Raw genomic sequence first — 25,359 nt, 5'->3', positions numbered from 1 at the left:
TTCTGCTTAATCCAGCCCGAGCACACCGCGCAACTGCGCCAGATCTTCCGCCAGCGTGGTGATCGGCCCTTTCAGCGCGTTACGATCGGCATCGGTCAGCTTGTCATAGGTTTCAAAACCATCTTTGGTGCGATATTTCGCGAGGATGGTATCGACCTTTTTAAAGTTCGCATCCACTTTAGCCAGTAGTTCGCTGTTGCCCTTTTGCAGTTGCGGACGCAGCAGATCAACAATCTTTTGCGCGCCATCGACGTTGGCCTGGAAGTCCCACAGGTCGGTATGGCTGTAGCGATCTTCTTCACCGCTGATTTTGCTCGCCGCCACTTCTTCGATCAGGCCCGCCGCGCCGCCCACCACTTTTGACGGCGGGAACGCCAGTTCGCTGATGCGTTTTTGCAGCTCCAGCACGTCGCTGTTGAGTTGATCGGCGTACAGCTCCATGCCTTTTGTGGAGTTATCGCCAAAGAGCGCTTTTTCCAGACGGTGGAAACCGGTGAATTTCGGATCGGCGGCTTTCTGCTCGTAGTCATCTTCACGGGCATCGATGCTGCCATCCAGATCCGAGAACAGCTCGGCAATAGGTTCGATGCGCTCGTAATGCTGGCGCGTCGGCGCGTACAGGGATTTTGCTTTTTCAATGTCACCGGCTTTGACCGCATCGGTAAAGGCTTTGGTGCCGGCAACCAGACCGTCCATCTCTTTGGTGACATAGGTTTTATAGTCGGTAATCGCCCCGCTCAGGCTGAGCAGCACGTTGCCCTGCGCGGCATCGCCGGTGGCCTTACCTTTAACGATCAGCTTGCCTTTCGGGTTGGTCAGCAGGCCACAGGTCATGTCGTATTCGCCAGGCTGTAAGTTGGCGGTCAGTTTCTGGCTGAAGCCTGGGGCGATATTTTCCCGCTCCTCCACCACCATCACGCCTTTGAGGATCTCCCACTCCAGCGCTTTCTGGCTGTGGTTAAGGATCACAAACTGGGTTTTACCGGCGTTTACCGTGAGTGTCATCGGCTCACACTGTTTATCGTTTACCGTGACTTTGACCTGGGGAACATCCGCAGCCTGCGCAGCAAATGCACAGGACAGCAGCGTGGCGATACCCGCCTGCAACGCTGTACGACGAAAATGAAGTGCCATGACCTTTCCCTTAAATAGTATGTTGTAACTAGTTGAGCAAGTTTAAAATAATTACGGCGCCATGCGCGATGGCTGCGTGCCGGTACGGGGTGGCAGCGCAAACAGCACCAGCGCCGGGATCAGATAGATAAACCATACCGCCACTTCGCTGACGCTCGGCGCTTCCTGATAACCAAAAATCCCTTCCAGCAGCGTACCGAACAGCGTATGGGTGCTGAGCGTGTTGCTCATATCGAACGCCACGTCCTGGAAGTGGTTCCACAGCCCGGCCTCATGAAATGCACGGATCGCCCCTGCCGACAGCCCGGCGGCCACCAGCAAAATAAACAGGCTGGTCCATTTGAAAAACGCCGCCATATTCAGGCGAACGCCGCCCCAGTAGAGTAAAAAACCGAGCACCACTGCCGTTGCCAGGCCTGCCAGCGCGCCGATCGGCGGCCAGATCCCCACATCCTGCTGGAATGCCGCCAGCAGAAAAAACACCGATTCCAGCCCTTCACGCGCGACGGCAAAGAACACCATCATCACCAGCGCCCAGCCGTGACGGTTCCCCTTCTGCAATGCGGCATCCACCGCCTGCTCCAGCTGCACCCTGACGTTACGCGACACTTTACGCATCCAGAACACCATCCAGGTGAGGATCACCACGGCGATCACCGCCACAATTCCTTCAAATAGCTCCTGCTCTTTTTGCGGAAACTCGCCGGTGGTTTCGTTGATGATAATGCCCAGCGCCAGACAGAGCGCGGCGGCGAGAAAGACGCCAATCCACATCACACCAAACCAGCGCGCGCGTTGGGTGCGCTTCAGGTAGCTGGCGATCAGGCTGACAATCAGCGCGGCCTCAAGCCCCTCGCGTAACATAATGAGAAACGGGACAAACATGTGGAAAACCCTTAAACGTTATTGACTGTCAACTGATGCAAAGAAAAGTAAAATTTCAATGATAGTGATTATCATTACGGCAAGAGGAAAGACAAGTAAAATCTGATTTGAATAATCACAGAATGTAAATGCTTTGCAGGGTAAGGATCAGGAAGCAGGAAAGCGTGGAAAGGTAACGAAGTAATAGCCCGGCAGCGCAGCGCTGCCGGGTCCCGGGAGGTCACAAATTACAATTAACGGATGCCCTGCGCGGGTGCGCCAGGTTTAGAGTGGTAATGCGCATCCGCTTCCGCGAAGCGTTGCTGCATTGCAGCGGATGGCGCTTTGCCCAGCAGACTGAACACCACAATACCGATACTGCCGAAAATAAAGCCCGGAATAATTTCATACAGGCCGAACAGTTCGAAGTGCTTCCAGACGATCACCGTCACCGCGCCGATCACCATACCCGCCAGCGCGCCGTTACGGGTCATGCGTGACCACAGTACCGAGAACAGCACCACCGGACCGAAGGCCGCGCCGAAGCCCGCCCAGGCATAGCTCACCAGGCCCAGCACACGGTTTTCCGGATTCGCCGCCAGCGCAATGGCCACCAGCGCGACTACCAGCACCATCACGCGCCCAACCCATACCAGTTCAGTCTGGCTGGCGTTTTTACGCAGAAATGCTTTATACAGATCTTCGGTAATGGCGCTGGAGCACACCAGCAGCTGGCAGCTGAGGGTGGACATCACCGCCGCCAGAATAGCCGACAGCAGAATGCCTGCGATCCACGGGTTAAAGAGGATCTGCGCCAGTTCAATAAATACGCGCTCGGCGTTCTGGTTTACCGCGCTCGCCAGCGACGGGTTGTTATTAAAGTAAGCGATCCCGAAGAAGCCAACGGCAACAGCGCCCGCCAGACAGAAGATCATCCACGCCATGCTGATACGGCGGGCATGAACAATGGTGTGATGGGAATCGGCGGCCATAAAACGCGCCAGAATATGCGGCTGCCCGAAATAGCCCAGACCCCAGCCCATCAGCGAGATGATCGCCACCAGGTTCAGCCCTTTCAGCATATCGACGTTTTCAATGCTTTTTTGTTTGATCACTTCCAGCGAATCGCCAAAACCGCCCACGGAGATAATTACAATCACCGGCGTGAGGATCAGCGCGAAAATCATCAGGCTCGCCTGCACGGTATCAGTCCAGCTTACCGCGAGGAATCCACCGATAAAGGTATAGATGATGGTGGCCGCCGCCCCCGCCCAGAGTGCGGTTTCGTAGCTCATGCCGAAAGTGCTTTCAAACAGACGCGCGCCTGCCACAATGCCTGATGCACAATAGATGGTGAAGAACAGCAGGATCACCAGCGCGGAAATAATACGCAGGACGCGGCTTTTATCTTCAAAACGGCCAGTGAAATAATCCGGCAGCGTCAGGGCATTATTGTTGGCTTCGGTGTGCACGCGCAGACGCCCGGCCACCAGCTTCCAGTTGATCCATGCGCCCAGCGTCAGGCCGATGGCGATCCAGCTTTCGGAGATCCCGGAAATAAAAATCGCCCCGGGCAGCCCCATCAGCAGCCAGCCGCTCATGTCGGACGCCCCTGCGGAAAGTGCAGTCACGAAAGGACCAAGACTACGCCCGCCCAGAATATAATCGTCAAAGTTTTTGGTTGAACGCCAGGCGACAAACCCGATCAGGATCATGCCAAAGATATAAATTAAAAACGTCACCATCATTGGTGTGCTAACTGCCATGAAAAGATCTCCAGATTTATTCGTCGGCAAATAAAATGCTTGCCGCGGGCACCTTCTCCGGAACGTGGAAAAAGCGTCATTGTTTTATGGGGCGACCGTATCCTGCCGGAAGCGTTTCTGAACCACAATCGATTTAACACACCATTCACATCAATTTCATCCCTGTTTTATGCCTTTTTATTGCCAGGTTGCACTCGCTCACGCTTTTAAAGGTTGCACCTTGAAAAAGTGTTAAGCGCCGCATGTTTTAAGGCGTGAGACGGCGACGCAAGGTCGTTAAATAGCATTACCCTTCATTAACAATTAAGCCATTTATTAGCTTGCTGGCGAGGTCACAATTAACATGGTTGCACAAAGTTGCAACATAGTGGATATTTCAGGTTAACCAATACGGTATGACATCAGAATAAAGGGAGTCACGCACATGGGCGCCACCACCATGGGGGTTAAGCTGGACGATGCAACGCGCGAAAGAATTAAAACTGCCGCCTCACGTATCGATCGTACCCCGCACTGGCTGATCAAACAGGCCATTTTTAATTACCTTGAAAAGCTGGAAACCGAGGGTACGCCAGCGGAGTTTGCTGCGCCTTTTAACGCGGAAACTGCGGAAGCGGAAGAGATTAGTGAAGCCACGGAAGAACCGCATCAGCCCTTCCTGGAATTTGCCGGAAACATTCTGCCGCAGTCGGTGACCCGCGCCACCATTACGGCTGCGTATCGCCGCCCGGAAACCGATGCCGTACCTATGCTGCTTGAACAGGCGCGCCTGCCTGAGCCGGTCGCGAGCGCCGCCCATTCGCTGGCTTATCAACTGGCGGAAAAACTGCGTAACCAGAAAACCGCCAGCGGCCGCGCCGGTATGGTGCAAAGCCTGTTGCAGGAGTTTTCCCTTTCTTCCCAGGAAGGCGTGGCGCTGATGTGCCTGGCGGAAGCGCTGCTGCGTATTCCGGATAAAGCCACGCGCGATGCGCTGATCCGCGACAAGATCAGCAACGGTAACTGGCAGTCGCACATTGGCCGCAGCCCGTCGCTGTTCGTCAATGCCGCCACGTGGGGCCTGCTGTTTACCGGACGTCTGGTGTCCACCCATAATGAAGCCAGCCTCTCCCGCTCCCTTAACCGCATCATCGGCAAGAGCGGCGAGCCGCTGATCCGTAAAGGCGTGGACATGGCGATGCGCCTGATGGGTGAACAGTTCGTTACCGGGGAAACCATCTCCGAAGCGCTGGCTAATGCCCGCAAGCTGGAAGATAAAGGCTTCCGCTACTCCTACGATATGCTGGGCGAAGCGGCGCTCACCGCGGCTGACGCCCAGGCCTATATGGTTTCTTACCAGCAGGCGATCCACGCCATTGGCAAGGCCTCTAATGGTCGCGGGATCTATGAAGGGCCGGGGATTTCCATCAAGCTGTCGGCGCTGCATCCGCGCTACAGCCGCGCCCAGTACGATCGCGTGATGGAAGAACTGTACCCGCGTCTCAAGTCGCTCACCCTGCTGGCGCGCCAGTACGATATCGGCATTAACATTGATGCTGAAGAAGCCGACCGCCTGGAGATCTCCCTCGACCTGCTGGAAAAACTCTGCTTCGAGCCGGAGCTGGCGGGCTGGAACGGCATCGGCTTTGTGATCCAGGCGTACATGAAGCGCTGCCCGTTTGTGATTGATTATCTGATTAATCTCGCTGGTCGCAGCCGCCGTCGCCTGATGATCCGTCTGGTGAAGGGCGCGTACTGGGACAGCGAAATCAAGCGCGCGCAGATGGAAGGTCTGGAAGGTTATCCGGTATATACCCGTAAGGTGTACACCGATGTGTCTTACCTCGCCTGCGCGAAGAAACTGCTCGGCGTGCCGAACCTGATCTACCCGCAGTTCGCCACCCATAATGCTCACACGCTGGCGGCGATCTATCAGCTTGCCGGTCAGAACTACTATCCGGGTCAGTATGAGTTCCAGTGCCTGCACGGCATGGGCGAACCGCTGTATGAACAGGTGGTGGGTAAAGTGGCCGACGGCAAACTCAATCGCCCCTGCCGTATTTATGCCCCGGTCGGCACCCATGAAACCCTGCTGGCCTATCTGGTGCGTCGTCTGCTGGAAAACGGCGCGAACACCTCCTTTGTTAACCGCATCGCGGATACCACCCTGCCACTGGATGAGCTGGTAGCCGATCCGGTGAAGGCCGTGGAAAAACTCGCCGCCCAGGAAGGCCAGGTGGGACTGCCGCATCCGAAGATCCCGCTGCCGCGCGAGCTGTACGCCAATGGCCGCGTCAACTCTGCCGGGCTGGATCTGGCGAATGAACACCGCCTGGCGTCCCTCTCCTCTGCCCTGCTTAACAGCGCCCAGCAACAATGGCAGGCGCTGCCGGTGCTGGAGCAGCCCTGTGAGACGGGCGAACTGACGCCGGTCATTAACCCTGCCGAGCCGAAAGATATTGTCGGCTATACCCGCGAAGCCACCGCCGCCGAAGTGGAGCGCGCGCTGGCAAGCGCGGTGGATCAGGCGCCAATCTGGTTCGCCACCCCGCCGCAGGAGCGCGCGGCGATCCTCGAACGCGCCGCCATGCTGATGGAAGGCCAGATGCAGCAGCTGATCGGCATTCTGGTGCGTGAAGCGGGCAAAACCTTCAGCAACGCTATCGCCGAGGTGCGCGAGGCGGTGGACTTCCTGCATTACTATGCGGATCAGGTGCGCCACGATTTTGATAACGAAACCCACCGCCCGCTGGGGCCGGTGGTCTGTATCAGCCCGTGGAACTTCCCGCTGGCGATTTTCACCGGCCAGATCGCCGCCGCGCTGGCGGCAGGCAACTGCGTGCTGGCAAAACCGGCTGAGCAGACGCCGCTGATCGCCGCGGCTGGTGTGGCGATTTTACTGGAAGCGGGCGTGCCGCCGGGTGTGGTGCAACTGCTGCCGGGGCGCGGGGAAACCGTAGGCGCGCAGCTGACCGCCGACAGCCGTGTGCGCGGCGTGATGTTTACCGGCTCCACGGAAGTGGCGTCGCTGCTGCAACGCACCATTGCCACCAGACTGGATCCGCAAGGACGCCCAACGCCGCTGATCGCCGAAACGGGCGGCATGAACGCCATGATCGTCGACTCTTCCGCGCTCACCGAACAGGTGGTGGTGGATGTGCTGGCATCCGCCTTTGACAGCGCCGGTCAGCGCTGCTCTGCGCTGCGCGTGCTCTGCTTACAGGACGACATTGCCGATCATACCCTGACCATGCTGCGCGGCGCAATGGCGGAGTGCCGCATGGGCAATCCGGAGCGTCTCTCCACCGACGTTGGTCCGGTTATCGACGCCGAAGCCAAAGCCAGCATCGAAAATCATATTCAGACCATGCGCGCCAAAGGCCGCAAGGTGTTCCAGGCGGTGTATGACAACCGTGAAGACGCGAAAGAGTGGAACACCGGCACCTTTATTCCGCCGACGCTGATTGAGCTGGAGCGCTTTGACGAACTGACAAAAGAGGTGTTTGGCCCGGTGCTGCACGTGGTGCGTTATCGCCGCGAGACGCTGGACGCGCTGATTGGGCAAATTAACGCTTCCGGGTATGGCCTGACGCTGGGCGTGCATACGCGCATCGACGAAACCATTGCCAAAGTCACCGGCAGCGCGCACGTCGGTAACCTGTACGTGAACCGCAATATGGTTGGCGCGGTGGTGGGTGTGCAGCCGTTCGGCGGCGAAGGCTTGTCCGGAACCGGACCGAAAGCCGGTGGCCCGCTGTATCTGTACCGCCTGCTCTCCAGCCGTCCGGAAACCGCCGTGACCACCACACTCACCCGTCATGATGCCGGGCAGGCCGTGGATACGCAGCTGAAAACCCTGCTCGCGCAGCCGCTGGCGGCATTGCAGAGCTGGGCGAAGGACAACCCGGAGTTGCAGACGCTGTGCGCACAGTTTGCTGAACAGGCGCAGAGTGGTACGCAGCGGGTGCTGCCGGGGCCGACCGGTGAGCGTAATACCTGGACCCTGTTACCGCGTGAGCGCGTGCTGTGCCTCGCCGATAACGAACAGGATGCGCTGACGCAGCTGGCGGCGGTGCTGTCGGTGGGTAGTCAGGTGCTGTGGCCGGAAGATGGTCTGCATCGCGATCTGCAAAAACGTCTGCCGCAGGCGGTGACTGCGCGTATTCAGCTTGCCGCGCCGGAAACCCTCGCGGCCCAGGCATTCGATGCGGTGATCTTCCACGGCGATTCCGATCAGCTGCGCGCCTGGTGCGAGCAGGTGGCGGAGCGTGAAGGGGCGATTGTGTCGGTGCAGGGCTTTGCCCGCGGCGAAAGCAATATCCTGCTGGAGCGGCTGTGCGTGGAGCGTTCTCTCAGCGTGAACACCGCAGCGGCAGGCGGCAACGCCAGCCTGATGACCATCGGTTAAGTTGTGATGGGTGCCCGGCGGCGCAGGCTTGCCGGGCCTACGGTATCTACCATTAGATTTGTAGTTTGTAGGTCGGGTAAGGCGAAGCCGCCACCCGACATAACCACCGTTCGATCTGTAGGTCGGGTAAGCGTAGCGCCACCCGACATAAACCCCGTCAGCTCAGGCTTGCCCGGCCATGCCTGACCGTGTAGGCTTTTGTTTTCGCTACTCCGGGAGACATGATGAAACGCACATCCCTCTTTTTTGCTGCTGCGCTGTTAAGCGCCCCGGCGCTCGCGGATGACTGCGCCAGCGCCAGCACGCAGGCCGATCTGAACAGCTGCACCGCCACGCAATATCAGGCGGCGGATAAAAAACTCAACGACACCTACAGCACCGCCATGAAACGCGCCGACGCGCCGCAGCGCGAGCTGCTCAAAAAAGCGCAACAGGCGTGGATCACCATGCGCGACGCCGACTGCGCCTTTATCAGCTCCGCCACTGAAGGCGGCAGCGTGCAGCCGATGATCAACAATCAGTGTCTGCATGATAAAACCGTCGAGCGCGAAGCCTGGCTGGCCTCGCTGTTACAGTGTGAGGAAGGCGATCTCAGCTGTCCGCTGCCGCCGGGGAATTAACGTGCGCGGATCCCTTCGATGATCATCCGCTGGACATTATCCACCGTGCGCTGGAAAAACTCAGCATCCTGTAATGTCGCCCCGGTTACCGCTTCCACCTGGGGCGCAAAATCAGCGTAATGCTGCGTGGCGGCCCAGATCATAAAGATCAGATGATGCGGGTCGACAGGCGCGAGCTTACCGCTCTCCACCCAGCCGGCGATAATGGCCGATTTTGCGTCCACCAGCGCTTTTAAATCCCCGGTCAGCTCCGCTTTCAGCAGCGGCGCGCCCTGCAACATCTCCAGACAGAACAGCCTTGAGGCCTGCGGGTGATCGCGGGAGACTTCCAGCTTCAGGCGGATATACTCTTTGATTGCCACCAGCGGCGCAAAATCTTCCCGGAAGGCTTTCAGCGGCGCCAGCCAGATATCAAGGATCTGTTGCAGTACGGCGACATAAAGCGCTTCCTTCGACGGGTAGTAATAGAGCAGATTGGTTTTGGAGACGCCCGCCTGCTCGGCCACCTGTTCAAGGCGCGTGCCGTGGATGCCCGAGCGGGAAAACAGCGCCAGCGCCGCAGCAAGGATCGCCGCCCTTTTCTCGCTCACCGCCTGCGACCGTTTACCGCTCTTTTTTACTTCGCCCCGGGTCATTCGCTCACGCCCTTTTTCTTGTTGAACTTCAGCTCGCTAACCAGCACGCCCAGTACGATAAAGACGCCGCCCAGCAGGGCCAGCAGCGGCAGCCGTTCACCGGCAATACGCCCGAATATCCCCGCCCATACCGGCTCGCCGGTATAGATCACTGTTGCCCGCGTCGGGGAGACGCTGCGCTGCGCCCAGTTCATTACCACCTGAATAATGGCGCTGAAAATGCCCAGTCCCAGCCCGACACCCAGCAGCGCAGGCGACAACGGCGGCACGGCTTCCCCGGCAGGGATCATGGCGAAAAACGCCACCAGTGAGGCGGTGGCAAGCTGGATAATGGTCACCCGGCGGATGTCCACTTTTCCGGCCCAGGCGCTGATAAGAATAATTTCTGCGGCGATAGCCACAGCGCTTGCCAGGGTAATCAGTTCCCCCTCCCCCGGCACCAGCAGATCGCCCCCTGGCCCGGCCAGCAGGATCAAACCGGTAAAGGCCAGCAGGATCCCGATACAGGACATCAGCCCCGGCATCCTGCCGAGGCACAGCCACTGCAACAGCGGCACCAGCGGAACATACATGGCGGTGATAAACGCCGATTTACTGCTGGAGATGGTCTGTAATCCCCATGTCTGCAAACTATAGCCCAGCGCAATGGATACCCCGATTGCCACACCGGCTTTTACTTCCAGCCAGGTGACGCCGCGCAGCACTTTCAGCGACAGCAAGGCCACCGCCAGCGCGGCAGTGGCAAAACGCAGGCCGACAAAAAAGAATGGACCGCTCATCGTCACCGCATATTGCACGGCGAGGAAGGTGCCGCCCCAGAACATAGTGATAAGGATCAGCAGGGCTTCCTGCGGTTTGACGGAGAAGGAATAGCGGGACAAGAAAGTTTCCATGCGACAACCAGTAATGAAATCAGCGCTGTAGTGTGCGATGGCGGTTTGCGGAGTTCAACACCGGAAGCAAAAAAAACCGCCATGCCCCTCGCGTTCCGGGCATGGCGGACAGTGAGATTAACGCAGGTTTTTGATGACTTTCACCGTATAGCGACCATCCGGCTGGCGATACGCGCCATGAATATCGGTTTCGAAACCAGGATAATGATGCGGATTCATCACCATGGTTGGCAGAGTTTCAAAGGCGTTAAACATCAGCTCGGGCAGACGGTGTTGACGGATCAGGGCATGAATGCCGGTGGCGAGCACCTGAATACGCATATTGCCGTAAAATGCGGGCTACTGATGGTATACCGAAGGCAGCATCTCTTTGACGTGCAGGTTGCGGTCGTAATCGCGTTTGAAATCATTCAGCGCCCGCATCAGACGCAGCGCTTTGGTTTTGTTAATGCCAATACTGAACAGGAACAGCAGATTATAGGGACCGGTTTTCTCGACGATAATCCCCTGCTGATCGAGGTATTTCGCCACAACAGAGGCCGGAATACCCTGCTCCTCCATGTTGCCCAGGCGATCCATACCCGGCGTCAGCAGAGCAGTTTGTGCGTAGACTGGGTTTCGTAGATCACCTTTCCCGGTATCCGGTTACCGCTCATGCCGCAGAGCCCCTGATAAATTGGGCTGAAATTGGTGTAAGGCACCCAGGCAGAATTACGAGCCAGGAGATAATAGACATCGTACCGACTTCGGCGAGTTTAGTGGGAAGCATAATAATACCTGACCCCAGCATATTAACCGCGGTTAATATGGTCAGATGCATGACTCCCATTTTATTTCCGGGATTATTCATCATTCCATCTCTGTATAATAAAAGCTGTGTGTTTATTTAATGATCGTGCCGTAGCGGTTATTATTTTCAGCGCATTGCCCCTCCTTGTTTCAGCGTTAATTGATTAGTGAAGAATCTTCCGCAGACTTGCGGGTGCCATTCAAATAACGACTGGGCCAGATATGTTCCGGCGCAACGCCCAGCGCATCGGCGATAATGCGTTCAGCTTTTGGATAGGCGCGGGATAAGGCATTTTTTAGCGTGTCGGGTTTCAGCCCGGCACGCACAGAGAGTTCACGGATAGAAACGCCCTGCTTGTGCAGCGCGGCGACAATATCTATCCGGTTCCAGTCCCTATGCTCTTCATTTGTAGCCATTATTCGATTAACCTCTTTCTTTTACCCCATGGCATAACCCTATGGGTTGAACTCAATGTAACGAAGCAGACATAGCATTGATCTCTTTTGAGGCGATAAAAAGTCCTGAATCGGATAAATGCGGCACGTCTCGCATATTTTTGGTCGCTTTGCGCATCAACTTGCAGAGTTGTATGAGGCAGGATGGAAGACGATGAAGAATGAACCCCTGACTGGTGATGAAGATACGTCTGTAGAAGGACTGGCCTACCGGCTGCGATTGCTCATTGGTTCACGCAGCACGCGCTCCGTGGCGAAAGCGTGGGATCTCTCTTACTCCACACTTAACAATTACCTCAACCGTGGTACTGAGCCCTCGCTGAGCATGGCGAAAAAAATCGCTGACCGGGAAGGCGTCTCCGTGGAATGGCTGGCCTCTGGCGTACACAAGGAACCACCGGCGTTACTGACCGACAATGGCGCGACTACCGGGGAAAATCGCCCCACGAAGGATCCGCTGGAATTCGCCTGGTCGATGGTATTCAACTCGCTGGATAAAAATGAAGTGGAGGCGTTGCTGAAAGTCATTCACAAGGAGGGAGTGAAAGGGATCCTGCATGATTCACTGTTGCAGAGTGATTTTGAACAGCAGCTTTATAGCCTATCCACCAGCCAGCGCGAGCGTTTCTACGCACAGGCGTCATCACTGATGGACGAAATAAAACACTCTTACGGTACGAAAGACGAGTAACATGTTACGCCAATGGAGATCAAAACGATCTCCATGAAGATCATTTTACTTGCATTCCTCACCCTCCCGGCAGTAAAGTGCCTGTCAGCTACCACTATTAAAGAGGCTGACACAAGTATGGACACGACGGGTCAAACGCAGACGCTGAACGATGAGTTCAGCGCGCGTATGCAAAAACTGGCGCAGTTGCGCCGCAACGGTAACGCCTTTCCGAACGATTTCCGCCGCGATGCCACGGCCGACCGTCTGCATCAGCTTTACGATCCCTTCAGCAAAGAAACGCTGCAAGCGCAAAAGATCGTCGTGCGCGTAGCGGGCCGCCTGATGACGCGCCGGATTATGGGTAGAGCGGCGTTTATTACATTGCAGGATATGGGCGGGCGCATTCAGCTGTATATCAGCGCAAAAGGCATTGGTCTGACGCGCTATGAACAGCATCTGCGAATGTTCGATCAGGGGGATATTATCGGCGCAGCCGGGGTGCTGTTTAAAACGCAAACCGGTGAGTTGACCGTGGAGTGTACTGAATTACGTCTGCTCACCAAAGCGGTCAGGCCGCTGCCGGACAAATTCCACGGGCTAATCGATCAGGAGCGTCGCTATCGCCAGCGCTATCTGGATCTTATCGCTAACGAAAAAACACGCAGCACGTTCCGTATCCGTTCCAAAATGATGGCGGCCATCCGCAGCTTTATGCACGCCCGTCAGTTTATGGAAGTGGAAACGCCGATGATGCAAACGATCCCTGGCGGGGCGTCGGCGCGCCCGTTTATTACGCATCACAATGCCCTCGACCAGCAGATGTTTCTGCGCATTTCTCCCGAACTCTACCTCAAACGCCTGGTGGCAGGCGGCTTTGAACGGGTGTTCGAGATCAATCGCAACTTCCGTAACGAGGGCATTTCCCCGCGTCATAATCCCGAGTTCACCATGATGGAACTTTACATGGCCTATGCGGACTATCAGGATCTGATCGAGCTGACCGAGGCGCTGTTCCGGACGCTGGCGCTGGAGGTGACGGGCGCCACAGAGGTGACCTACGGCGATCACACCTTTGATTTCGGCAAGCCCTTTACCCGTTTGACGATGAAAGAAGCCATCGTCAAATACGGTAGCGGGATCCTGATGGAAGAGCTGGATTCCCCTGCCCTTACCGCCGCCCTGGCTGACAAACTGGGTATTGTCCCGGAAGCCAGTTGGGGACACGGGCGGCTCATCACCGAAATATTTGATGCGGTCGCGGAAAGCCAGCTTATTCAGCCGACCTTTATCACGCAATACCCGGCAGAAGTCTCGCCGCTGGCTCGTCGTAGCGATGATAATCCGCATTTTACCGACCGCTTTGAATTCTTTATTGGCGGACGGGAAATCGGCAACGGTTTTTCTGAGCTTAATGATGCGGAGGATCAGGCGGAGCGTTTCCGGGAGCAGGTGGCATCCCGCGATGCGGGTGATGATGAAGCCATGTTTTATGATGCGGATTATGTGACAGCGCTGGAGTATGGCCTGCCGCCGACCGCAGGATTAGGGATTGGGATCGACAGAATGGTGATGTTGTTTACAGACTCACCGACCATCCGCGACGTGATCCTGTTTCCGGCAATGCGTCCTGTTAACTGAATACAGATTGCGGGCAAAAAAAACCGCCGGATAATCCGGCGGCGGGGACGCTTCACACGCGATAATAAATAACAGGCGTGTTACTCGTCTTAGCTACGCAGCGCTACTCGCTGTTACCGCGGCTGCCGTGACTATTTTTCCCCCCTTTTTTTCCCGCTTCGGATGCGCGTTCAGGGTTATTTTTGAAATTACCCCCACTCTGCTGGCCACCTTTACGACCTGCTTCTGATGCTCGATCACGGTCTTCAGCGAAATTGCCTGATCCACCACGATGGTTTGCCATTTCTGACCTCCAGAATTGTTAAACATTAGACATCATACTGCATTACGTTCACGGAATTACTTCCCATTCACGACACGAACCGGAAAGGTTTATCGCATCGCATGACTAAAGCTTAGCCAGCATCAGCCATCCGGCTACCCGTTGTTAATATTCTGCAACATCATACTGGCCGTTCAGGATTTAATTTATCGTGGACATTGATAAGCCTTTCTTATGACTTGCGAAATCCGAAGCGGCAAAAATGTTTCATTTTGCAACAATGCCTGCCATTTAAATCTGAAGCTCAAACGACTCCCGGCGATCTCCTAAGACCCGTCTGATAGATAAGCGAAAACTCTCCATGTGCTACGCTTATTTTGTGATTTGTTGAGCGAAGGAGAGAGACATGCAAACGACAGATGGCGCGAATGTCCGCGTACTGGTGCTCTATTACTCCATGTATGGGCACATCGAAACAATGGCGCAGGCCATTGCAGAAGGTGTGGAAAAAGTGGCGGGGGCGGAAGTCACCATCAAACGCGTGCCTGAAACCATGCCGCCTGAGCTTTTTGCGAAATCAGGGGGTAAAGCGCAGTCCGCACCAGTAGCGACACCGCAGGAATTAGCGGATTACGACGCCATTATCTTCGGCACGCCCACGCGCTTCGGCAATATGGCGGGCCAGATGCGCACCTTCCTCGACCAGACCGGCGGATTGTGGGCGTCAGGCGCACTGCACGGTAAGATCGCCAGCGTATTCAGTTCTACAGGTACTGGCGGCGGTCAGGAGCACACTATCTCTTCCACATGGACGACGCTTGCGCATCATGGAATGGTGATTGTGCCCATCGGTTATGGGGCGAAAGAACTTTTTGATGTTTCACAGGTGCGCGGCGGAACACCTTATGGTGCAACGACGATTGCCGGTGGCGACGGCTCACGACAGCCCAGCGCCGAAGAACTGGCTATTGCCCGCTATCAGGGCGAATACGTGGCCGGTCTTGCCGTGAAACTGAAACACTAATCTGACAGGAGGACGTAGCATGCCAACTCAAGAAGCCAAAGCCCATCGCGTGGGTGAATTTGCCACCCTGCGCAATACTTCACCAGAAATCGCTGAAGCCATTTTCGAACTCGCCAACTATGACGAAAAGCTCGCAGAGCAAATCTGGGAAGAAGGCAATGACGAAGTGTTGATCCTGGCCTTCAAGAAAACCGACAAAGATTCGTTGTTCTGGGGCGAACAAACCATCGAACGTAAGAACGTCTGATCTGTCTTCCCCCGCCCACTGGCGGGGGAGTTCCCATCTTATTTAGTTACCGCTTTCAGCACCGCATTGAATTTCTGGATATCACAGAAACCCTCCGCATCTACCGGGCATCCATTTAATGCCAGCGTGACCCGCTGCGCCGGTGCGGTGAGAGTCAGCACATCGGCATTACGGATCTGTTTTGCACTTTGATAGACGTATTCAATCTTCATCAGATCGCGGTTGCCCGCGGTATCGTGCCAGCGCTGGAAGACAATTTTTCCGCCAATGGGCGTGCGCTCATACTGATCGTGTAACTGGTAGGGTTTGAAATCCAGCGCCGTCAGCAGCGAAGCAATGTTTGAATCATGCCCGACCATGAGGGTGACTTTTGCCGGCCCGCCTGCGCCATCCACCAGTGCCTTTTCAATATATTTCACCAGCGGCGCCGCGACGTTTCGCGCCACTTCCGGCGACGTAAACAGCGAATCCTGATAGCCATTCTTCAGTTTCGATAGTACCCGCCACTGCTGATCGGTTTTGATTTCGCCCCAGGCTACCTGATCCATCGGGAAACCTTCGTAGTACTGCAACGTAAAGGCATCCACCAGCGAGTTACCCACTTTCAGCGGCCCGGAGACGCCAGGCTCCTTCTCATATTTTGCGCTGAAAGCATCTTTTGCTTCGGCAAGCGAGCACTGCTGTTTTTCTTTACAGGCTGGTGAATCCTGATAATGGGTAATTTTTTCCAGCAGCTGATAGCTCTCTCCGAGCTGGAATTCTTTACGCTTCGTTTCCATCGCCTGCACTGCCTGCTGGTCAAAAGCCGCAGAGGCATCCGTGATCACCGGGTTGAACACGGGATCCATGGTGCCCATTTTTTCCTGATGATGTACCGGAATGTCGCAGCCGGGAAACGCGCCGGTGATAAAAAATTGTGCCGTGGCGACGGTACGTTGCAGGCTGTTCGCGTAGGCATATACGCTTTCTGGCGCCGGACACTCGCCGGACGTCACCAGTTTTTGCTCCGCCAGCCATTCACGCATGTAGTGCCCCATATAAACTTCCAGCACGCCGCCTTTGGTGGTGAGCTGTCCGCCGGGCACGTCCCACTCCGGCCATTTGTTCGGTGTGGATTGTTCCAGCACGCTGCCATTGTTTGCCAGCGGGGCGCGAAGATTGTGCCGGCTCATGATCAGCACTTGCTGCAACTGATAACCCTGCGGGGCGTCCTGCGCCTGCGCAGGCAATATAGTCAGGGTCAGCGCGGCAAGCGTCGCCGCCAGAATTGTTTTTTTCATACCACCGTCCTCTTTTGCGTTGGAAAATAAGTGTGACAGATTTATGACGCTTTTCCTGAAGCGATGCCGCAAAGTTTGGCTTTGCCTGCATTTATCACCGCTGAACATGGGTAAAGTTATGTATACCTTCAATTTATTGTCACATAGCCGCTATATTTTTTAATATCAGGTATCCCTGCACGGCGAGGTATCCGATGAGCATTCTGTTGATCGGCGTAGCATTCATTACTCTGGCTGGCGCGCTGCTTACGCTACCGTTATTCATTTGTGAGGTTTTTTTCGCCGCTGACTGATGCGCTTCCCTGCAGGTACGGCAAATGACCTGACTTTCTCTTTACCTCTGCGAACAACCCTCGTATGATGAGAACTGTATAAATAACCAGTTTCCGGAGGAAGTGTGTTTGTAGAGTTAGTTTATGATAAGCGTAACGTCGCCGGGCTGCCTGGCGCTCGTGAAATCATACTGAACGAACTGACACATCGTGTTCATCGTATTTTTCCCGATGCCGATGTGCGCGTTAAACCGATGCAGGCGAATTCACTCAATAGTGATGCCAGTAAAAGCGATCGTGAAAAACTGAACAGAATGCTGGAAGAGATGTTCGAAGAAGCCGATATGTGGCTGGTCGCTGACTGATTTACCCTCTATTTAACTGGCCGGTTGACGCATCGGGCGTTTACCGGCCAGTACTGCAACAGATGTCTCTTTTCCGCCTGGTTTATCCGCATCCTCTTCCCGCCTTAACGCAGCATATAGCATTCTGGTCCTAATCATTCACCAGCTGTATATATCGCCATCACTCAAACTCACGATATGATTGTGCTCAAGGACGGGGTTTAATTTTAATGCCATAAAAGCGAAAAATAGTCAGGGCATTCAAATAATGAGATTTTTTCTAACCTTCGCTTTCCTGTGGATTTTAACCTCCCCTTCCTTTGCTTTTTCCCTGGAAAATTCTGTTATCAGATTACGTTGCCCTCTGCGCGGGCAAATAGAAGTCATCCTGCATCGCTATGAACATACGCAGGAGGCATGGGGTGAGAATAACTTTGAAACGGGGGGCGGCCATTTACGCAAAGGCTCGCTGTTAATAGTGGAGTTTGCGAATCTGGATAAGATGATTTATGACCAGGCAAGAGAGGCCTTTTACTTCCATTATGAGGAACATCGCAAGCTCGTCCAGTGCCAGCTTTTGAGTATTACCAATACTTTCCCCATTAATACTCCCTATTATCGCGAATAAAAATGGCGTCCCGGCGGTAAGTACATGATGGGCCGGGTATCAGGCGCAGCCTGGCTTTCCTGTCCTGGACAGGAGCATAAGCAAGGAGGATACATTGAAAGGTACGGGGAGAGAAAAGTTATGAGACCAGAAAAACAAAGGGGTTACCAAATGGTAACCCCTTGTTTAATCTGGCGGAAGCGCAGAGATTCGAACTCTGGAACCCTTTCGGGTCGCCGGTTTTCAAGACCGGTGCCTTCAACCGCTCGGCCACACTTCCGGAATGAGGCGCACTATAAACATCCCGGTGCGCCATGTAAAGCACCATTTTTATCGTTTGGCTGAAAAACCATCAAATCCTGTTTAATCGACTGAAATAACAACAAAATGACCATTTATTCAGCATAAAACTCAGTGTTTTTTGATAAAAAGATCTTTCGTCAAAAAGTAGCCGAGGCGATCGGGTGCAAAGCCACCAACCCAGGGTTTCACCAGATGCGTCCTCACATAGTGATAAACCGGTACCGCGGGCACGTCCTGCGCCAGCAAATCTTCAGCCTGTTGATAATATTTTCCGCGCTCTTCAACGTTGGCCGCCTTTGCCGCGTTTTGCATTGCCGTATCAAAAGCCGGATTACTGTACTGGGTCGTGTTTTCGCTGTCGCCGGTGCGGAAAGTGTTCAGGAATGTTGAGGCGTCATCATAATCAGCAATCCATGCATAACGTACCGCGTCGAAATTGCCGGTATGCATGGTATCCAGCATGGTTTTCCATTCCTGATTTTGCAGTTTTGCTTCCACGCCCAGATTCTTTTTCCACATTGAGCTGACGGCGATAGCGATGCGCTGATGGGTTTCCATGGTGTTATAGAGCAGATTAAACGACAGCGGATGGGCGTCATTAAATCCTGCCTCATTAAGCAGCCGTCTGGCTTCCGCCAGCCGCTTCTCTTCAGGCCAGGCGGCGTAATCCGGATTATGCAGGCTCACCCCGCCAATTTCAGGCTGGCTGATGACCCACGCCGGGCGCTGCCCCTGCCCCATCACCTTAGTCGCGATGATGTCTTTATCCAGCCCCATGTTCAGCGCCCGGCGCACCCGCGGATCGTTGAATGGCGCTCTGGTGGTGTTGAACTGATAGTAATAAGTCGCCAGTTGCGGGGAAATGTGTACCTGATCGCCAAGCGTCTTTTTCAGCTGGGCGAACTGATTCACCGGAATGGTATTGGTGATATCAATTTCACCGGCTTTGTAGCGGTTTACATCCGCTGTTTCCGCATTGATGGGCAGATAGGTGACAGTATTAATCACCGTGTGCTGATCATCCCAGTAGCGCGCATTACGCACGGCGACGATTTTTTCGTTAACCACCCATTCGCTGAGCTTATAGGCGCCGCTGGCAACGAAATGTTCAGGCTTGGTCCATTTATCGCCGTAGCGACCGATCAGCACTTTATCTACGGGCACCAGCGAGGGGTGCGCGAGCATAGCCAGAAAGGCGGCTGTCGGCTGCGTCAGAGTCACTTCCAGCGTGGCATCGTCCAGCGCTTTCACGCCTAATGACGAGGCAGGTTTTTTACCCTGTGCAATGTCCGCAGCGTTCAGAATATGCATATTGCCGGGGTAACTGGCATACGGAGAGCCTGTCGCGGGATCAATCAGCCGCTGCCAGCTCCAGACCACATCCTGCGCAGTGATTGCCGTCCCGTCAGACCAGGTAATGCCCGGACGTAAATGGAAGGTCCACACCGTGCTGTCTTTATTTTCCCATTTCTCCGCCAGACGCGGCTCAATAGTGCCATCAGCCTTTACCGCCACCAGCCCCTCGAATAAATCGCTGATAATATTGAATTCGACATTGCTTTCCACTTTATGCGGATCGAGTGAGGCGGGCTCGCTGCCATTGTTTCTGACCAGCGCCTGCGTTGCGGCAAGTTCAGTACCTGGCGGCACCTGAGCGGCAAAGGTTACGGCGCTGGCGCATAAAACCGCGCCAGCGAGCAGAGTCATTCTGAAAATATGCGTATTACCTGATTTCATTGTTTTCGCCTTATCCCTGTATAAGATGACACTCTGACTAATACTCTTAGCGACGGGTGCAAAATAAGGCAATATTTTTCAGTGACCTATAAGAGCTTGATCTGATTATTTTCCCGGAAAACGCACTCCTGCTGCCAGACGCTTTTTATAAAGAATTTAATGCTATCGTCATGGGATTATTGTCAGAGTAAAGATGGGTAAAACCGCTATCTCCTGCCGCCTGGTTTTTTCTATTCTTCACAACTAATTACATCTGTCATAAGAGAGTGACGCATGGATCGTATAGTAAGTTCTTCGCGCGAGCGTACCTCGCTACTCAGCACGCACAAGGTGTTGCGTAATACCTATTTTATGTTGAGCCTGACGCTGGCGTTTTCCGCATTAACCGCCACGCTCAGCACAATGCTCGCCCTGCCGGCGCCGGGATTCCTGCTGACCATTGTCGGCATGTACGGGCTGATGTTCCTGACCTACAGGCTGGCGAATAAGCCGTCCGGCATCCTGGCAGCCTTTGCGTTCACCGGTTTCCTGGGTTATATCCTGGGGCCAATGCTTAATGCTTATCTGTCGGCAGGCATGGGCGATCTGATCGGGCTGGCGCTCGGCGGTACGGCACTGACCTTCTTCTGCTGCTCGGCCTATGTGTTGACCACCCGTAAGGATATGTCCTTCCTGGGCGGTATGCTGATGGCGGGTATCGTGGTGGTGCTGATTGGTATGGTGGCGAACATCTTCCTGCAACTGCCTGCCCTGCACCTGGCGATCAGTGCGGTGTTTATTCTGATTTCAACCGGTGCCATCCTGTATGAAACCAGCAATATCATTCATGGCGGTGAAACCAATTATCTTCGCGCCACCGTGAGCCTGTACGTCTCGCTGTACAATATCTTCGTCAGCCTGCTGAGCATTCTTGGTTTCTCCAGCAGAGACTAACTCGCGGCCTGATACCGAAGCCCTGCTTATGCGGGGCTTTTTTATTTGCTAAACTGACCCCGTTTTTGACTGACTTTGCGATGCACTATGTTGACTTATGAAGGCCGTGAGATTGAAACCGATAGCGAAGGCTATCTGAAAGACACCACCGTGTGGAGCGAGGCGCTGGCTGAACGGATTGCCGAAAAAGAAGGGATCGCGCTGACGCCGGAACACTGGGAAGTGGTGCGTTTTGTTCGCGAATTTTACCTGGAATTTAATACCTCACCGGCGATCCGCATGCTGGTGAAAGCCATGGCGAACAAATTTGGCGAGGAGAAAGGCAACAGCCGCTATCTGTATCGCCTTTTCCCCAAAGGCCCGGCAAAACAGGCCACCAAAATTGCTGGTTTGCCTAAACCGGTAAAATGCATTTAATAGCGAATATCAAAGCGGGTATAGGCTGTGGTGGGTTGATGAGGTTCGGTTAACACCTTCTCAACCCGCGCACTGCGCGGCCCGCCAGCCTTAAGCCAGGCCACCAGCGCCTCAACCTGTCCGGCATCACCACAGGCCACCACTTCCACGCTGCCGTCATCAAGATTACGCGCATAGCCGGTGAGTCCCAGCCGCTGCGCCTCATGCTGCGTGCTGTAACGAAATCCCACGCCCTGCACACTGCCGTGCACCCAGCATTTCACGCCCTGAGAGGTCTGGTTTTCCATTTTTTGCTCCTTTCAACATGATGGTAACGGATAAGTTTAGCGCCCCGCCGCCAGCTTCACAGCAACCAGTCCAGTTTCCCCAGTGGCACGGGGCGATAAAATGATCCCTGCACGCCCCAGATCTCTGCTTCCTGTAATACCGGCAGATAACGCCGATCGGTCACGCCGCGCACCACCACCTTGTCACAATAGCGCCGAAGATTTTTGATTAATACCGGGAAGGTTGGCTTTATCACTTCGTCCTTAAAAAAATGGCTGTCAAGGATCAGCGCTTCAAATTGCTGGCTCATCAGCCCGAGAACGTTTGCTCTGCCGCCGCCCACCTCCCCCAGCCACATAGCGTTGCGGATCCCCTGTAGTTCGTCGCGCACGTCGCTGATATTTTCCGCCAGCGTCAGCCGGACAAACGGCAGTGTGGATAACAGTCCACGCAGTACGGAGTCATAGCTCAATAACACCGCACACTCAGCATCATAGAGCGGCAGCGATACCAGCACATTGCGATCCCGGATCCACGCGCTCTGCTTTGCCACCTGCCCAAGCTGTTCATATAAATACTGGCGTTTTGACTGCGTATCCCAGCCCGCGATGATCAACTCCGGATGCAGCACCTGCTGCCCCTCTTTTTCAAGGCGGGTTTGTAATTCCACACCCAGTAATTTTCCTGCCAGGCTGGTGAACGGTTCGGCGATAAAGGAGTAGCGATACGCTGAAGTTGTCATATTTTATCCAGGATTATGAATGCATTGGCGATTGAGAGGCATTCTATAAAGGGGGGCTGACAGGTCGTGTCATTCCTGGCATAAGAGCTGAACGGAGGGTTTATCTGCCGGTACATTGCAATTCACGGCTGAACTCGGGAAAATGGCGGCCATTTTCTTCAATATGACAAATAAGCTAATTATGAGTGTACGTTTAGTGTTAACCAAAGGGCGCGAAAAATCGTTACTGCGCCGTCATCCCTGGGTCTTCTCCGGTGCGGTTGCGCGCATGGAAGGCAAAGCCAGCCTCGGTGAAACCATTGATATTGTCGATCATCAGGGAAAATGGTTGGCCCGTGGCGCATACTCCCCGGCATCGCAGATCCGCGCCCGTGTGTGGACCTTCGACAAAGATGAAAGCATTGATATTGAATTTTTCACCCGCCGTCTGAAGCAGGCGCAGCAATGGCGTGACTGGCTGGCGACGCGTGATGGTCTGGACAGCTACCGTCTGATCGCCGGTGAATCTGATGGCCTGCCGGGCATCACCATCGATCGTTTCGGCGATTTTCTTGTCCTGCAATTGCTGAGCGCGGGCGCGGAATATCAACGCCCGGCGCTGATTGCAGCCCTTCAGGCCTGCTATCCGTCCTGTTCCATTTACGATCGCAGCGACGTGGCAGTGCGTAAAAAAGAGGGGATGGAGCTGACGCAGGGTCTGGTTGTCGGCGATCTGCCGCCCGCGCTGCTGCCAATCGAAGAGAACGGCATGAAGCTGCTGGTGGATATTCAGACCGGTCATAAAACCGGTTACTACCTCGATCAGCGCGACAGCCGTCTGGCAACCCGCCGCTATGTTGAGGGTAAACGTGTGCTCAACTGCTTCTCCTACACCGGCGGCTTTGCCGTTTCTGCGCTGATGGGCGGCTGTGCACAGGTGGTCAGTGTTGATACGTCGCAGGAAGCGCTGGATGTGGCCCGTCAGAACGTTGAGCTTAACAAACTCGATCTCAGCAAAGCGGAATTTGTTCGCGACGACGTATTCAAACTGCTGCGCAAATACCGCGATCAGGGGGAGAAATTCGACGTGATCGTGATGGATCCGCCGAAATTTGTCGAAAACAAAAGCCAGCTGATGGGCGCATGCCGCGGCTATAAAGACATTAATATGCTGGCGATCCAGCTGCTCAATCCTGGCGGCGTGCTGTTAACCTTCTCCTGCTCTGGCCTGATGACTACCGATTTATTTCAGAAAATCATCGCTGATGCCGCAATAGATGCGGGTCGTGATGTACAATTTATAGAACAGTTCCGACAGGCTGCCGATCACCCGGTGATCGCCCCTTACCCGGAAGGACTGTATCTGAAGGGGTTTGCCTGCCGCGTCATGTAACTTGATTTCTGGATCGTTGCCCACATATTTGGTGTCAGTAACGGTTCCACGGAGGTGAGTATGATTGCCAGCAAATATGGTATCGGCCAGCAAGTGCGCCACACACTGTTAGGCTATTTAGGTGTGGTGGTGGACATTGATCCTGAGTATTCACTTGATAAGCCGTCTGTGGATGAGCTGGCGGTTGATGATGATTTGCGCGATGCGCCCTGGTATCACGTGGTGATGGAAGACGACAACGGTCAGCCGGTGCATACCTATCTGGCGGAAGCGCAGCTTACCAGTGAGATCCAGGACGAGCATCCTGAACAGCCCTCAATGGACGAACTGGCGCAGACCATTCGTAAACAGCTTCAGGCACCGCGCCTGCGCAACTGAAAAAACCCCGCCTGTGCGGGGTTTTTATTTAGCGCGCCAGACCCAGACGGGGAATTTCAATCGCCGGGCAGCGATCCATGACCACATTCAGTCCTGCCTCACCGGCCAGCACCGCCGCCTGCTCATTGATCACGCCCAGCTGCAGCCACAGGGTTTTTGCGCCAACAGCGATAGCGTCCTGCGCCACCCCCCATGCCGCCTCGGAATTGCGGAACACATCCACCATGTCGATTTTTTCCGGTACCTCCGCCAGAGAGCCGTATCCCTGCTGTCCCAGCAGCGTTTTACCGGCCACTTTCGGCGATACCGGGATCACATGATAGCCCTGGTCGAGCAGGTATTTCATCACCCGGTAGCTGGGGCGATCGGGCTTATCGCTCGCGCCAACCAGCGCAATGGTATGGGTCGATTTCAGAATGCCAGCAATATCGGTTTCTTTCATTTTATCCTCCGGGCCAGTCGATCCAGTGTACGCCAAAGCTCTGCAGGCCACCATTTATCCCATACCTCTGCATGAGAGAAAAAAGCTGCGCCTCTCTATATGGTAGTAAACAAAAGCGTGCTGAAAACTTTATAGATTCTCGCGACTCACCCGACAGTGCAGGAGACACCCATGAGAACCGGCCTGACGATGACAATGATCTTTTGCCTGTTGCCGGTTACCGTCGTCGCCACCACCTTACGCCTTTCCACCGATATTGATTTGCTGGTGCTGGACGGCAAGAAAGTGTCGAGTCTGTTGCTGCGCGGCGCGGACAGCATTGAGCTGGATAACGGCCCGCACCAGCTGGTGTTTCGCGTTGAAAAAACCATCCGTGGGGCAAATCATGAAATGCGGCTCTACATTTCCCCGCCGCTGGTCGTGAGTTTCAACACGCGTTCGGTAAAGCTGGTGAACTTCTCTCTACCCTCGCTGGATAGCTGGAAAGCCGCGGAAAAATTCGACAGCGCCCCAGCTATCGTCCTGCTGGATGGTGAAGCCGCGCCGATACCGCTGCTGCTCGATATTTTGCCGCTGCGGGATAAGGGGAAAGTGATTAACTATGAGCGCGAAACCGTACGCTATAACAAAGCGGGGAAAACAGCCTCGTTGCCGCTCTTTGCGCCTGCCATGGCTGATGACAGCGCTTTGCTGTCCGGTCTGTCTGAGCTGGATACGATCCCGTCGCAATCGCAAACCCTTACCGAGCAGCGCCTGAAATTCTGGTTTGAACAGGCGGATCCGCAAACCCGCGACCGCTTTCTGCAATGGGCAAAACAGCAGCCGCCGTCCTGATCCTGGTTCCCCTCACAAAGGTATTCCGTCAGAGGTTTTTTTT

General features: G+C 54.9%; 26 protein-coding genes, 1 tRNA gene and 2 pseudogenes. 13 read left to right on the top strand and 16 right to left on the bottom strand.

Features of this window, described 5'->3' with window-relative positions; all coding sequences use genetic code 11:
• Positions 1-6: 6 nt before the first annotated feature.
• The 3 genes from efeO to putP all read right to left on the bottom strand — a co-directional run bounded on the left by efeO (position 7) and on the right by putP (position 3,764).
• Positions 7-1,134, bottom strand: coding sequence for an iron uptake system protein EfeO (gene efeO, locus BMF08_RS13640; RefSeq protein WP_072568099.1), 1,128 nt, complete (start codon positions 1,132-1,134; stop codon positions 7-9).
• Positions 1,135-1,185: 51 nt separating this feature from the next.
• Positions 1,186-2,019: an iron uptake transporter permease EfeU gene (efeU, locus tag BMF08_RS13635; protein WP_072568098.1), complete on the bottom strand. Its 834-nt coding sequence runs from the start codon at positions 2,017-2,019 to the stop codon at positions 1,186-1,188.
• A gap of 233 nt (positions 2,020-2,252) precedes the next feature.
• Complete coding sequence (gene putP, locus BMF08_RS13630) at positions 2,253-3,764, bottom strand: sodium/proline symporter PutP (protein WP_072568097.1); 1,512 nt, start codon at positions 3,762-3,764, stop codon at positions 2,253-2,255.
• 424 nt (positions 3,765-4,188) lie between these two features.
• On the opposite strand from putP, the gene putA reads away from it, so the two are divergent.
• Positions 4,189-8,151 carry a trifunctional transcriptional regulator/proline dehydrogenase/L-glutamate gamma-semialdehyde dehydrogenase gene (gene putA, locus BMF08_RS13625; protein WP_072568096.1) on the top strand — a complete coding sequence of 1,321 codons (3,963 nt, stop codon included), beginning with the start codon at positions 4,189-4,191 and terminating at the stop codon, positions 8,149-8,151.
• Between the two features lie 224 nt (positions 8,152-8,375).
• Positions 8,376-8,771, top strand: coding sequence for a lysozyme inhibitor LprI family protein (locus tag BMF08_RS13620; protein WP_072568095.1), 396 nt, complete (start codon positions 8,376-8,378; stop codon positions 8,769-8,771).
• Here BMF08_RS13620 and rutR read toward each other — a convergent pair.
• The 6 genes and pseudogenes from rutR to BMF08_RS13595 form a co-directional block, all read right to left on the bottom strand.
• The gene (rutR, locus tag BMF08_RS13615; RefSeq protein WP_072568094.1) at positions 8,768-9,406 is read right to left on the bottom strand and encodes an HTH-type transcriptional regulator RutR; all 639 of its coding nucleotides are present in this window, start codon (positions 9,404-9,406) and stop codon (positions 8,768-8,770) included. The two genes, BMF08_RS13620 and rutR, sit on opposite strands and share 4 nt — an antisense overlap.
• Positions 9,403-10,299 (bottom strand): DMT family transporter, encoded by an 897-nt coding sequence (locus tag BMF08_RS13610; RefSeq protein ID WP_072568093.1) that lies wholly within the window; start codon positions 10,297-10,299, stop codon positions 9,403-9,405. The genes rutR and BMF08_RS13610 overlap by 4 nt, the downstream gene beginning before the upstream one ends.
• A gap of 117 nt (positions 10,300-10,416) precedes the next feature.
• Positions 10,417-10,902, bottom strand: a pseudogene (locus BMF08_RS13605) (hypothetical protein); the annotation flags it as partial.
• Positions 10,887-11,000: a hypothetical protein gene (locus BMF08_RS21470; RefSeq protein ID WP_442778361.1), complete on the bottom strand. Its 114-nt coding sequence runs from the start codon at positions 10,998-11,000 to the stop codon at positions 10,887-10,889. The gene BMF08_RS21470 and the pseudogene BMF08_RS13605, both read right to left, overlap by 16 nt.
• Positions 10,994-11,149, bottom strand: a pseudogene (potE, locus tag BMF08_RS13600) (putrescine-ornithine antiporter); the annotation flags it as partial. The pseudogene potE and the gene BMF08_RS21470, both read right to left, overlap by 7 nt.
• Before the next feature lie 95 nt (positions 11,150-11,244).
• Positions 11,245-11,505, bottom strand: coding sequence for a helix-turn-helix domain-containing protein (locus BMF08_RS13595; protein ID WP_072568090.1), 261 nt, complete (start codon positions 11,503-11,505; stop codon positions 11,245-11,247).
• 193 nt (positions 11,506-11,698) lie between these two features.
• Between BMF08_RS13595 and BMF08_RS13590 the strand changes: the two genes are divergently transcribed.
• Both BMF08_RS13590 and lysS read left to right on the top strand, forming a co-directional pair.
• Positions 11,699-12,235, top strand: coding sequence for a helix-turn-helix domain-containing protein (locus tag BMF08_RS13590; protein ID WP_072568089.1), 537 nt, complete (start codon positions 11,699-11,701; stop codon positions 12,233-12,235).
• Positions 12,236-12,352: 117 nt separating this feature from the next.
• Complete coding sequence (gene lysS, locus BMF08_RS13585; RefSeq protein WP_072568088.1) at positions 12,353-13,855, top strand: lysine--tRNA ligase; 1,503 nt, start codon at positions 12,353-12,355, stop codon at positions 13,853-13,855.
• Positions 13,856-13,958: 103 nt separating this feature from the next.
• On the opposite strand, the gene BMF08_RS13580 is transcribed toward lysS, so the two are convergent.
• Positions 13,959-14,138 (bottom strand): general stress protein, encoded by a 180-nt coding sequence (locus tag BMF08_RS13580; protein ID WP_072568087.1) that lies wholly within the window; start codon positions 14,136-14,138, stop codon positions 13,959-13,961.
• Between the two features lie 385 nt (positions 14,139-14,523).
• Here BMF08_RS13580 and wrbA point away from each other — a divergent pair, with 385 nt between their 5' ends.
• Together wrbA and BMF08_RS13570 are read left to right on the top strand one after the other, a co-directional pair.
• Complete coding sequence (wrbA, locus tag BMF08_RS13575; RefSeq protein ID WP_072568086.1) at positions 14,524-15,141, top strand: NAD(P)H:quinone oxidoreductase; 618 nt, start codon at positions 14,524-14,526, stop codon at positions 15,139-15,141.
• A 19-nt stretch (positions 15,142-15,160) separates the two neighbouring features.
• Complete coding sequence (locus BMF08_RS13570; RefSeq protein WP_072568085.1) at positions 15,161-15,388, top strand: YccJ family protein; 228 nt, start codon at positions 15,161-15,163, stop codon at positions 15,386-15,388.
• 38 nt (positions 15,389-15,426) lie between these two features.
• Here the strand turns inward: BMF08_RS13570 and agp are convergent, their stop codons facing one another.
• The gene (agp, locus tag BMF08_RS13565) at positions 15,427-16,668 is read right to left on the bottom strand and encodes a bifunctional glucose-1-phosphatase/inositol phosphatase (protein ID WP_072568084.1); all 1,242 of its coding nucleotides are present in this window, start codon (positions 16,666-16,668) and stop codon (positions 15,427-15,429) included.
• 397 nt (positions 16,669-17,065) lie between these two features.
• On the opposite strand from agp, the gene BMF08_RS13560 reads away from it, so the two are divergent.
• Entirely contained in the window at positions 17,066-17,305 is a 240-nt protein-coding gene (locus tag BMF08_RS13560; protein ID WP_072568083.1) for a DinI family protein, read from the top strand.
• Between the two features lie 244 nt (positions 17,306-17,549).
• Positions 17,550-17,912: a hypothetical protein gene (locus BMF08_RS13555; protein WP_415877741.1), complete on the top strand. Its 363-nt coding sequence runs from the start codon at positions 17,550-17,552 to the stop codon at positions 17,910-17,912.
• A gap of 171 nt (positions 17,913-18,083) precedes the next feature.
• On the opposite strand, the gene BMF08_RS13550 is transcribed toward BMF08_RS13555, so the two are convergent.
• A tRNA-Ser gene (locus BMF08_RS13550) sits at positions 18,084-18,171 on the bottom strand.
• 131 nt (positions 18,172-18,302) lie between these two features.
• Entirely contained in the window at positions 18,303-19,931 is a 1,629-nt protein-coding gene (locus tag BMF08_RS13545; RefSeq protein WP_072568081.1) for an ABC transporter substrate-binding protein, read from the bottom strand.
• Between the two features lie 273 nt (positions 19,932-20,204).
• Here BMF08_RS13545 and yccA point away from each other — a divergent pair, with 273 nt between their 5' ends.
• Positions 20,205-20,864: an FtsH protease modulator YccA gene (yccA, locus tag BMF08_RS13540; RefSeq protein WP_072568080.1), complete on the top strand. Its 660-nt coding sequence runs from the start codon at positions 20,205-20,207 to the stop codon at positions 20,862-20,864.
• Positions 20,865-20,951: 87 nt separating this feature from the next.
• Positions 20,952-21,281 carry a sulfurtransferase TusE gene (tusE, locus tag BMF08_RS13535; RefSeq protein WP_072568079.1) on the top strand — a complete coding sequence of 110 codons (330 nt, stop codon included), beginning with the start codon at positions 20,952-20,954 and terminating at the stop codon, positions 21,279-21,281.
• On the opposite strand, the gene yccX is transcribed toward tusE, so the two are convergent.
• Positions 21,278-21,568, bottom strand: coding sequence for an acylphosphatase (gene yccX / locus BMF08_RS13530; RefSeq protein ID WP_072568078.1), 291 nt, complete (start codon positions 21,566-21,568; stop codon positions 21,278-21,280). The two genes, tusE and yccX, sit on opposite strands and share 4 nt — an antisense overlap.
• 56 nt (positions 21,569-21,624) lie before the next feature.
• Complete coding sequence (locus BMF08_RS13525; RefSeq protein ID WP_072568077.1) at positions 21,625-22,290, bottom strand: EAL domain-containing protein; 666 nt, start codon at positions 22,288-22,290, stop codon at positions 21,625-21,627.
• 181 nt (positions 22,291-22,471) lie between these two features.
• Between BMF08_RS13525 and rlmI the strand changes: the two genes are divergently transcribed.
• Complete coding sequence (rlmI, locus tag BMF08_RS13520; RefSeq protein WP_072569431.1) at positions 22,472-23,662, top strand: 23S rRNA (cytosine(1962)-C(5))-methyltransferase RlmI; 1,191 nt, start codon at positions 22,472-22,474, stop codon at positions 23,660-23,662.
• Positions 23,663-23,722: 60 nt separating this feature from the next.
• A complete protein-coding gene (gene hspQ / locus BMF08_RS13515; protein ID WP_072568076.1) occupies positions 23,723-24,040 on the top strand; it encodes a heat shock protein HspQ in 318 nt (105 codons plus the stop codon).
• A 28-nt stretch (positions 24,041-24,068) separates the two neighbouring features.
• Here the strand turns inward: hspQ and BMF08_RS13510 are convergent, their stop codons facing one another.
• Positions 24,069-24,482: a CoA-binding protein gene (locus BMF08_RS13510; RefSeq protein WP_072568075.1), complete on the bottom strand. Its 414-nt coding sequence runs from the start codon at positions 24,480-24,482 to the stop codon at positions 24,069-24,071.
• A gap of 171 nt (positions 24,483-24,653) precedes the next feature.
• On the opposite strand from BMF08_RS13510, the gene csgI reads away from it, so the two are divergent.
• Complete coding sequence (csgI, locus tag BMF08_RS13505; protein WP_072568074.1) at positions 24,654-25,316, top strand: curli synthesis inhibitor; 663 nt, start codon at positions 24,654-24,656, stop codon at positions 25,314-25,316.
• Positions 25,317-25,359: the final 43 nt, after the last annotated feature.

This window comes from Enterobacter sp. SA187 (assembly GCF_001888805.2).
GTDB lineage: Bacteria > Pseudomonadota > Gammaproteobacteria > Enterobacterales > Enterobacteriaceae > Enterobacter_D.
The sequence above is the reverse complement of the archived record's forward strand: the minus strand, read 5'-3'. Positions and strand labels throughout refer to the sequence as shown.

Coding starts and splice junctions, on each gene's coding strand:
- efeO (WP_072568099.1), bottom strand. CDS start 1,134: ATGGCACTTCATTTTCGTCGTACAGCGTTGCAGGCGGGTATCGCCACG.
- efeU (WP_072568098.1), bottom strand. CDS start 2,019: ATGTTTGTCCCGTTTCTCATTATGTTACGCGAGGGGCTTGAGGCCGCG.
- putP (WP_072568097.1), bottom strand. CDS start 3,764: ATGGCAGTTAGCACACCAATGATGGTGACGTTTTTAATTTATATCTTT.
- putA (WP_072568096.1), top strand. CDS start 4,189: ATGGGCGCCACCACCATGGGGGTTAAGCTGGACGATGCAACGCGCGAA.
- BMF08_RS13620 (WP_072568095.1), top strand. CDS start 8,376: ATGAAACGCACATCCCTCTTTTTTGCTGCTGCGCTGTTAAGCGCCCCG.
- rutR (WP_072568094.1), bottom strand. CDS start 9,406: ATGACCCGGGGCGAAGTAAAAAAGAGCGGTAAACGGTCGCAGGCGGTG.
- BMF08_RS13610 (WP_072568093.1), bottom strand. CDS start 10,299: ATGGAAACTTTCTTGTCCCGCTATTCCTTCTCCGTCAAACCGCAGGAA.
- BMF08_RS13595 (WP_072568090.1), bottom strand. CDS start 11,505: ATGGCTACAAATGAAGAGCATAGGGACTGGAACCGGATAGATATTGTC.
- BMF08_RS13590 (WP_072568089.1), top strand. CDS start 11,699: ATGAAGAATGAACCCCTGACTGGTGATGAAGATACGTCTGTAGAAGGA.
- lysS (WP_072568088.1), top strand. CDS start 12,353: ATGGACACGACGGGTCAAACGCAGACGCTGAACGATGAGTTCAGCGCG.
- BMF08_RS13580 (WP_072568087.1), bottom strand. CDS start 14,138: ATGGCAAACCATCGTGGTGGATCAGGCAATTTCGCTGAAGACCGTGAT.
- wrbA (WP_072568086.1), top strand. CDS start 14,524: ATGCAAACGACAGATGGCGCGAATGTCCGCGTACTGGTGCTCTATTAC.
- BMF08_RS13570 (WP_072568085.1), top strand. CDS start 15,161: ATGCCAACTCAAGAAGCCAAAGCCCATCGCGTGGGTGAATTTGCCACC.
- agp (WP_072568084.1), bottom strand. CDS start 16,668: ATGAAAAAAACAATTCTGGCGGCGACGCTTGCCGCGCTGACCCTGACT.
- BMF08_RS13545 (WP_072568081.1), bottom strand. CDS start 19,931: ATGAAATCAGGTAATACGCATATTTTCAGAATGACTCTGCTCGCTGGC.
- yccA (WP_072568080.1), top strand. CDS start 20,205: ATGGATCGTATAGTAAGTTCTTCGCGCGAGCGTACCTCGCTACTCAGC.
- tusE (WP_072568079.1), top strand. CDS start 20,952: ATGTTGACTTATGAAGGCCGTGAGATTGAAACCGATAGCGAAGGCTAT.
- yccX (WP_072568078.1), bottom strand. CDS start 21,568: ATGGAAAACCAGACCTCTCAGGGCGTGAAATGCTGGGTGCACGGCAGT.
- BMF08_RS13525 (WP_072568077.1), bottom strand. CDS start 22,290: ATGACAACTTCAGCGTATCGCTACTCCTTTATCGCCGAACCGTTCACC.
- rlmI (WP_072569431.1), top strand. CDS start 22,472: ATGAGTGTACGTTTAGTGTTAACCAAAGGGCGCGAAAAATCGTTACTG.
- hspQ (WP_072568076.1), top strand. CDS start 23,723: ATGATTGCCAGCAAATATGGTATCGGCCAGCAAGTGCGCCACACACTG.
- BMF08_RS13510 (WP_072568075.1), bottom strand. CDS start 24,482: ATGAAAGAAACCGATATTGCTGGCATTCTGAAATCGACCCATACCATT.
- csgI (WP_072568074.1), top strand. CDS start 24,654: ATGAGAACCGGCCTGACGATGACAATGATCTTTTGCCTGTTGCCGGTT.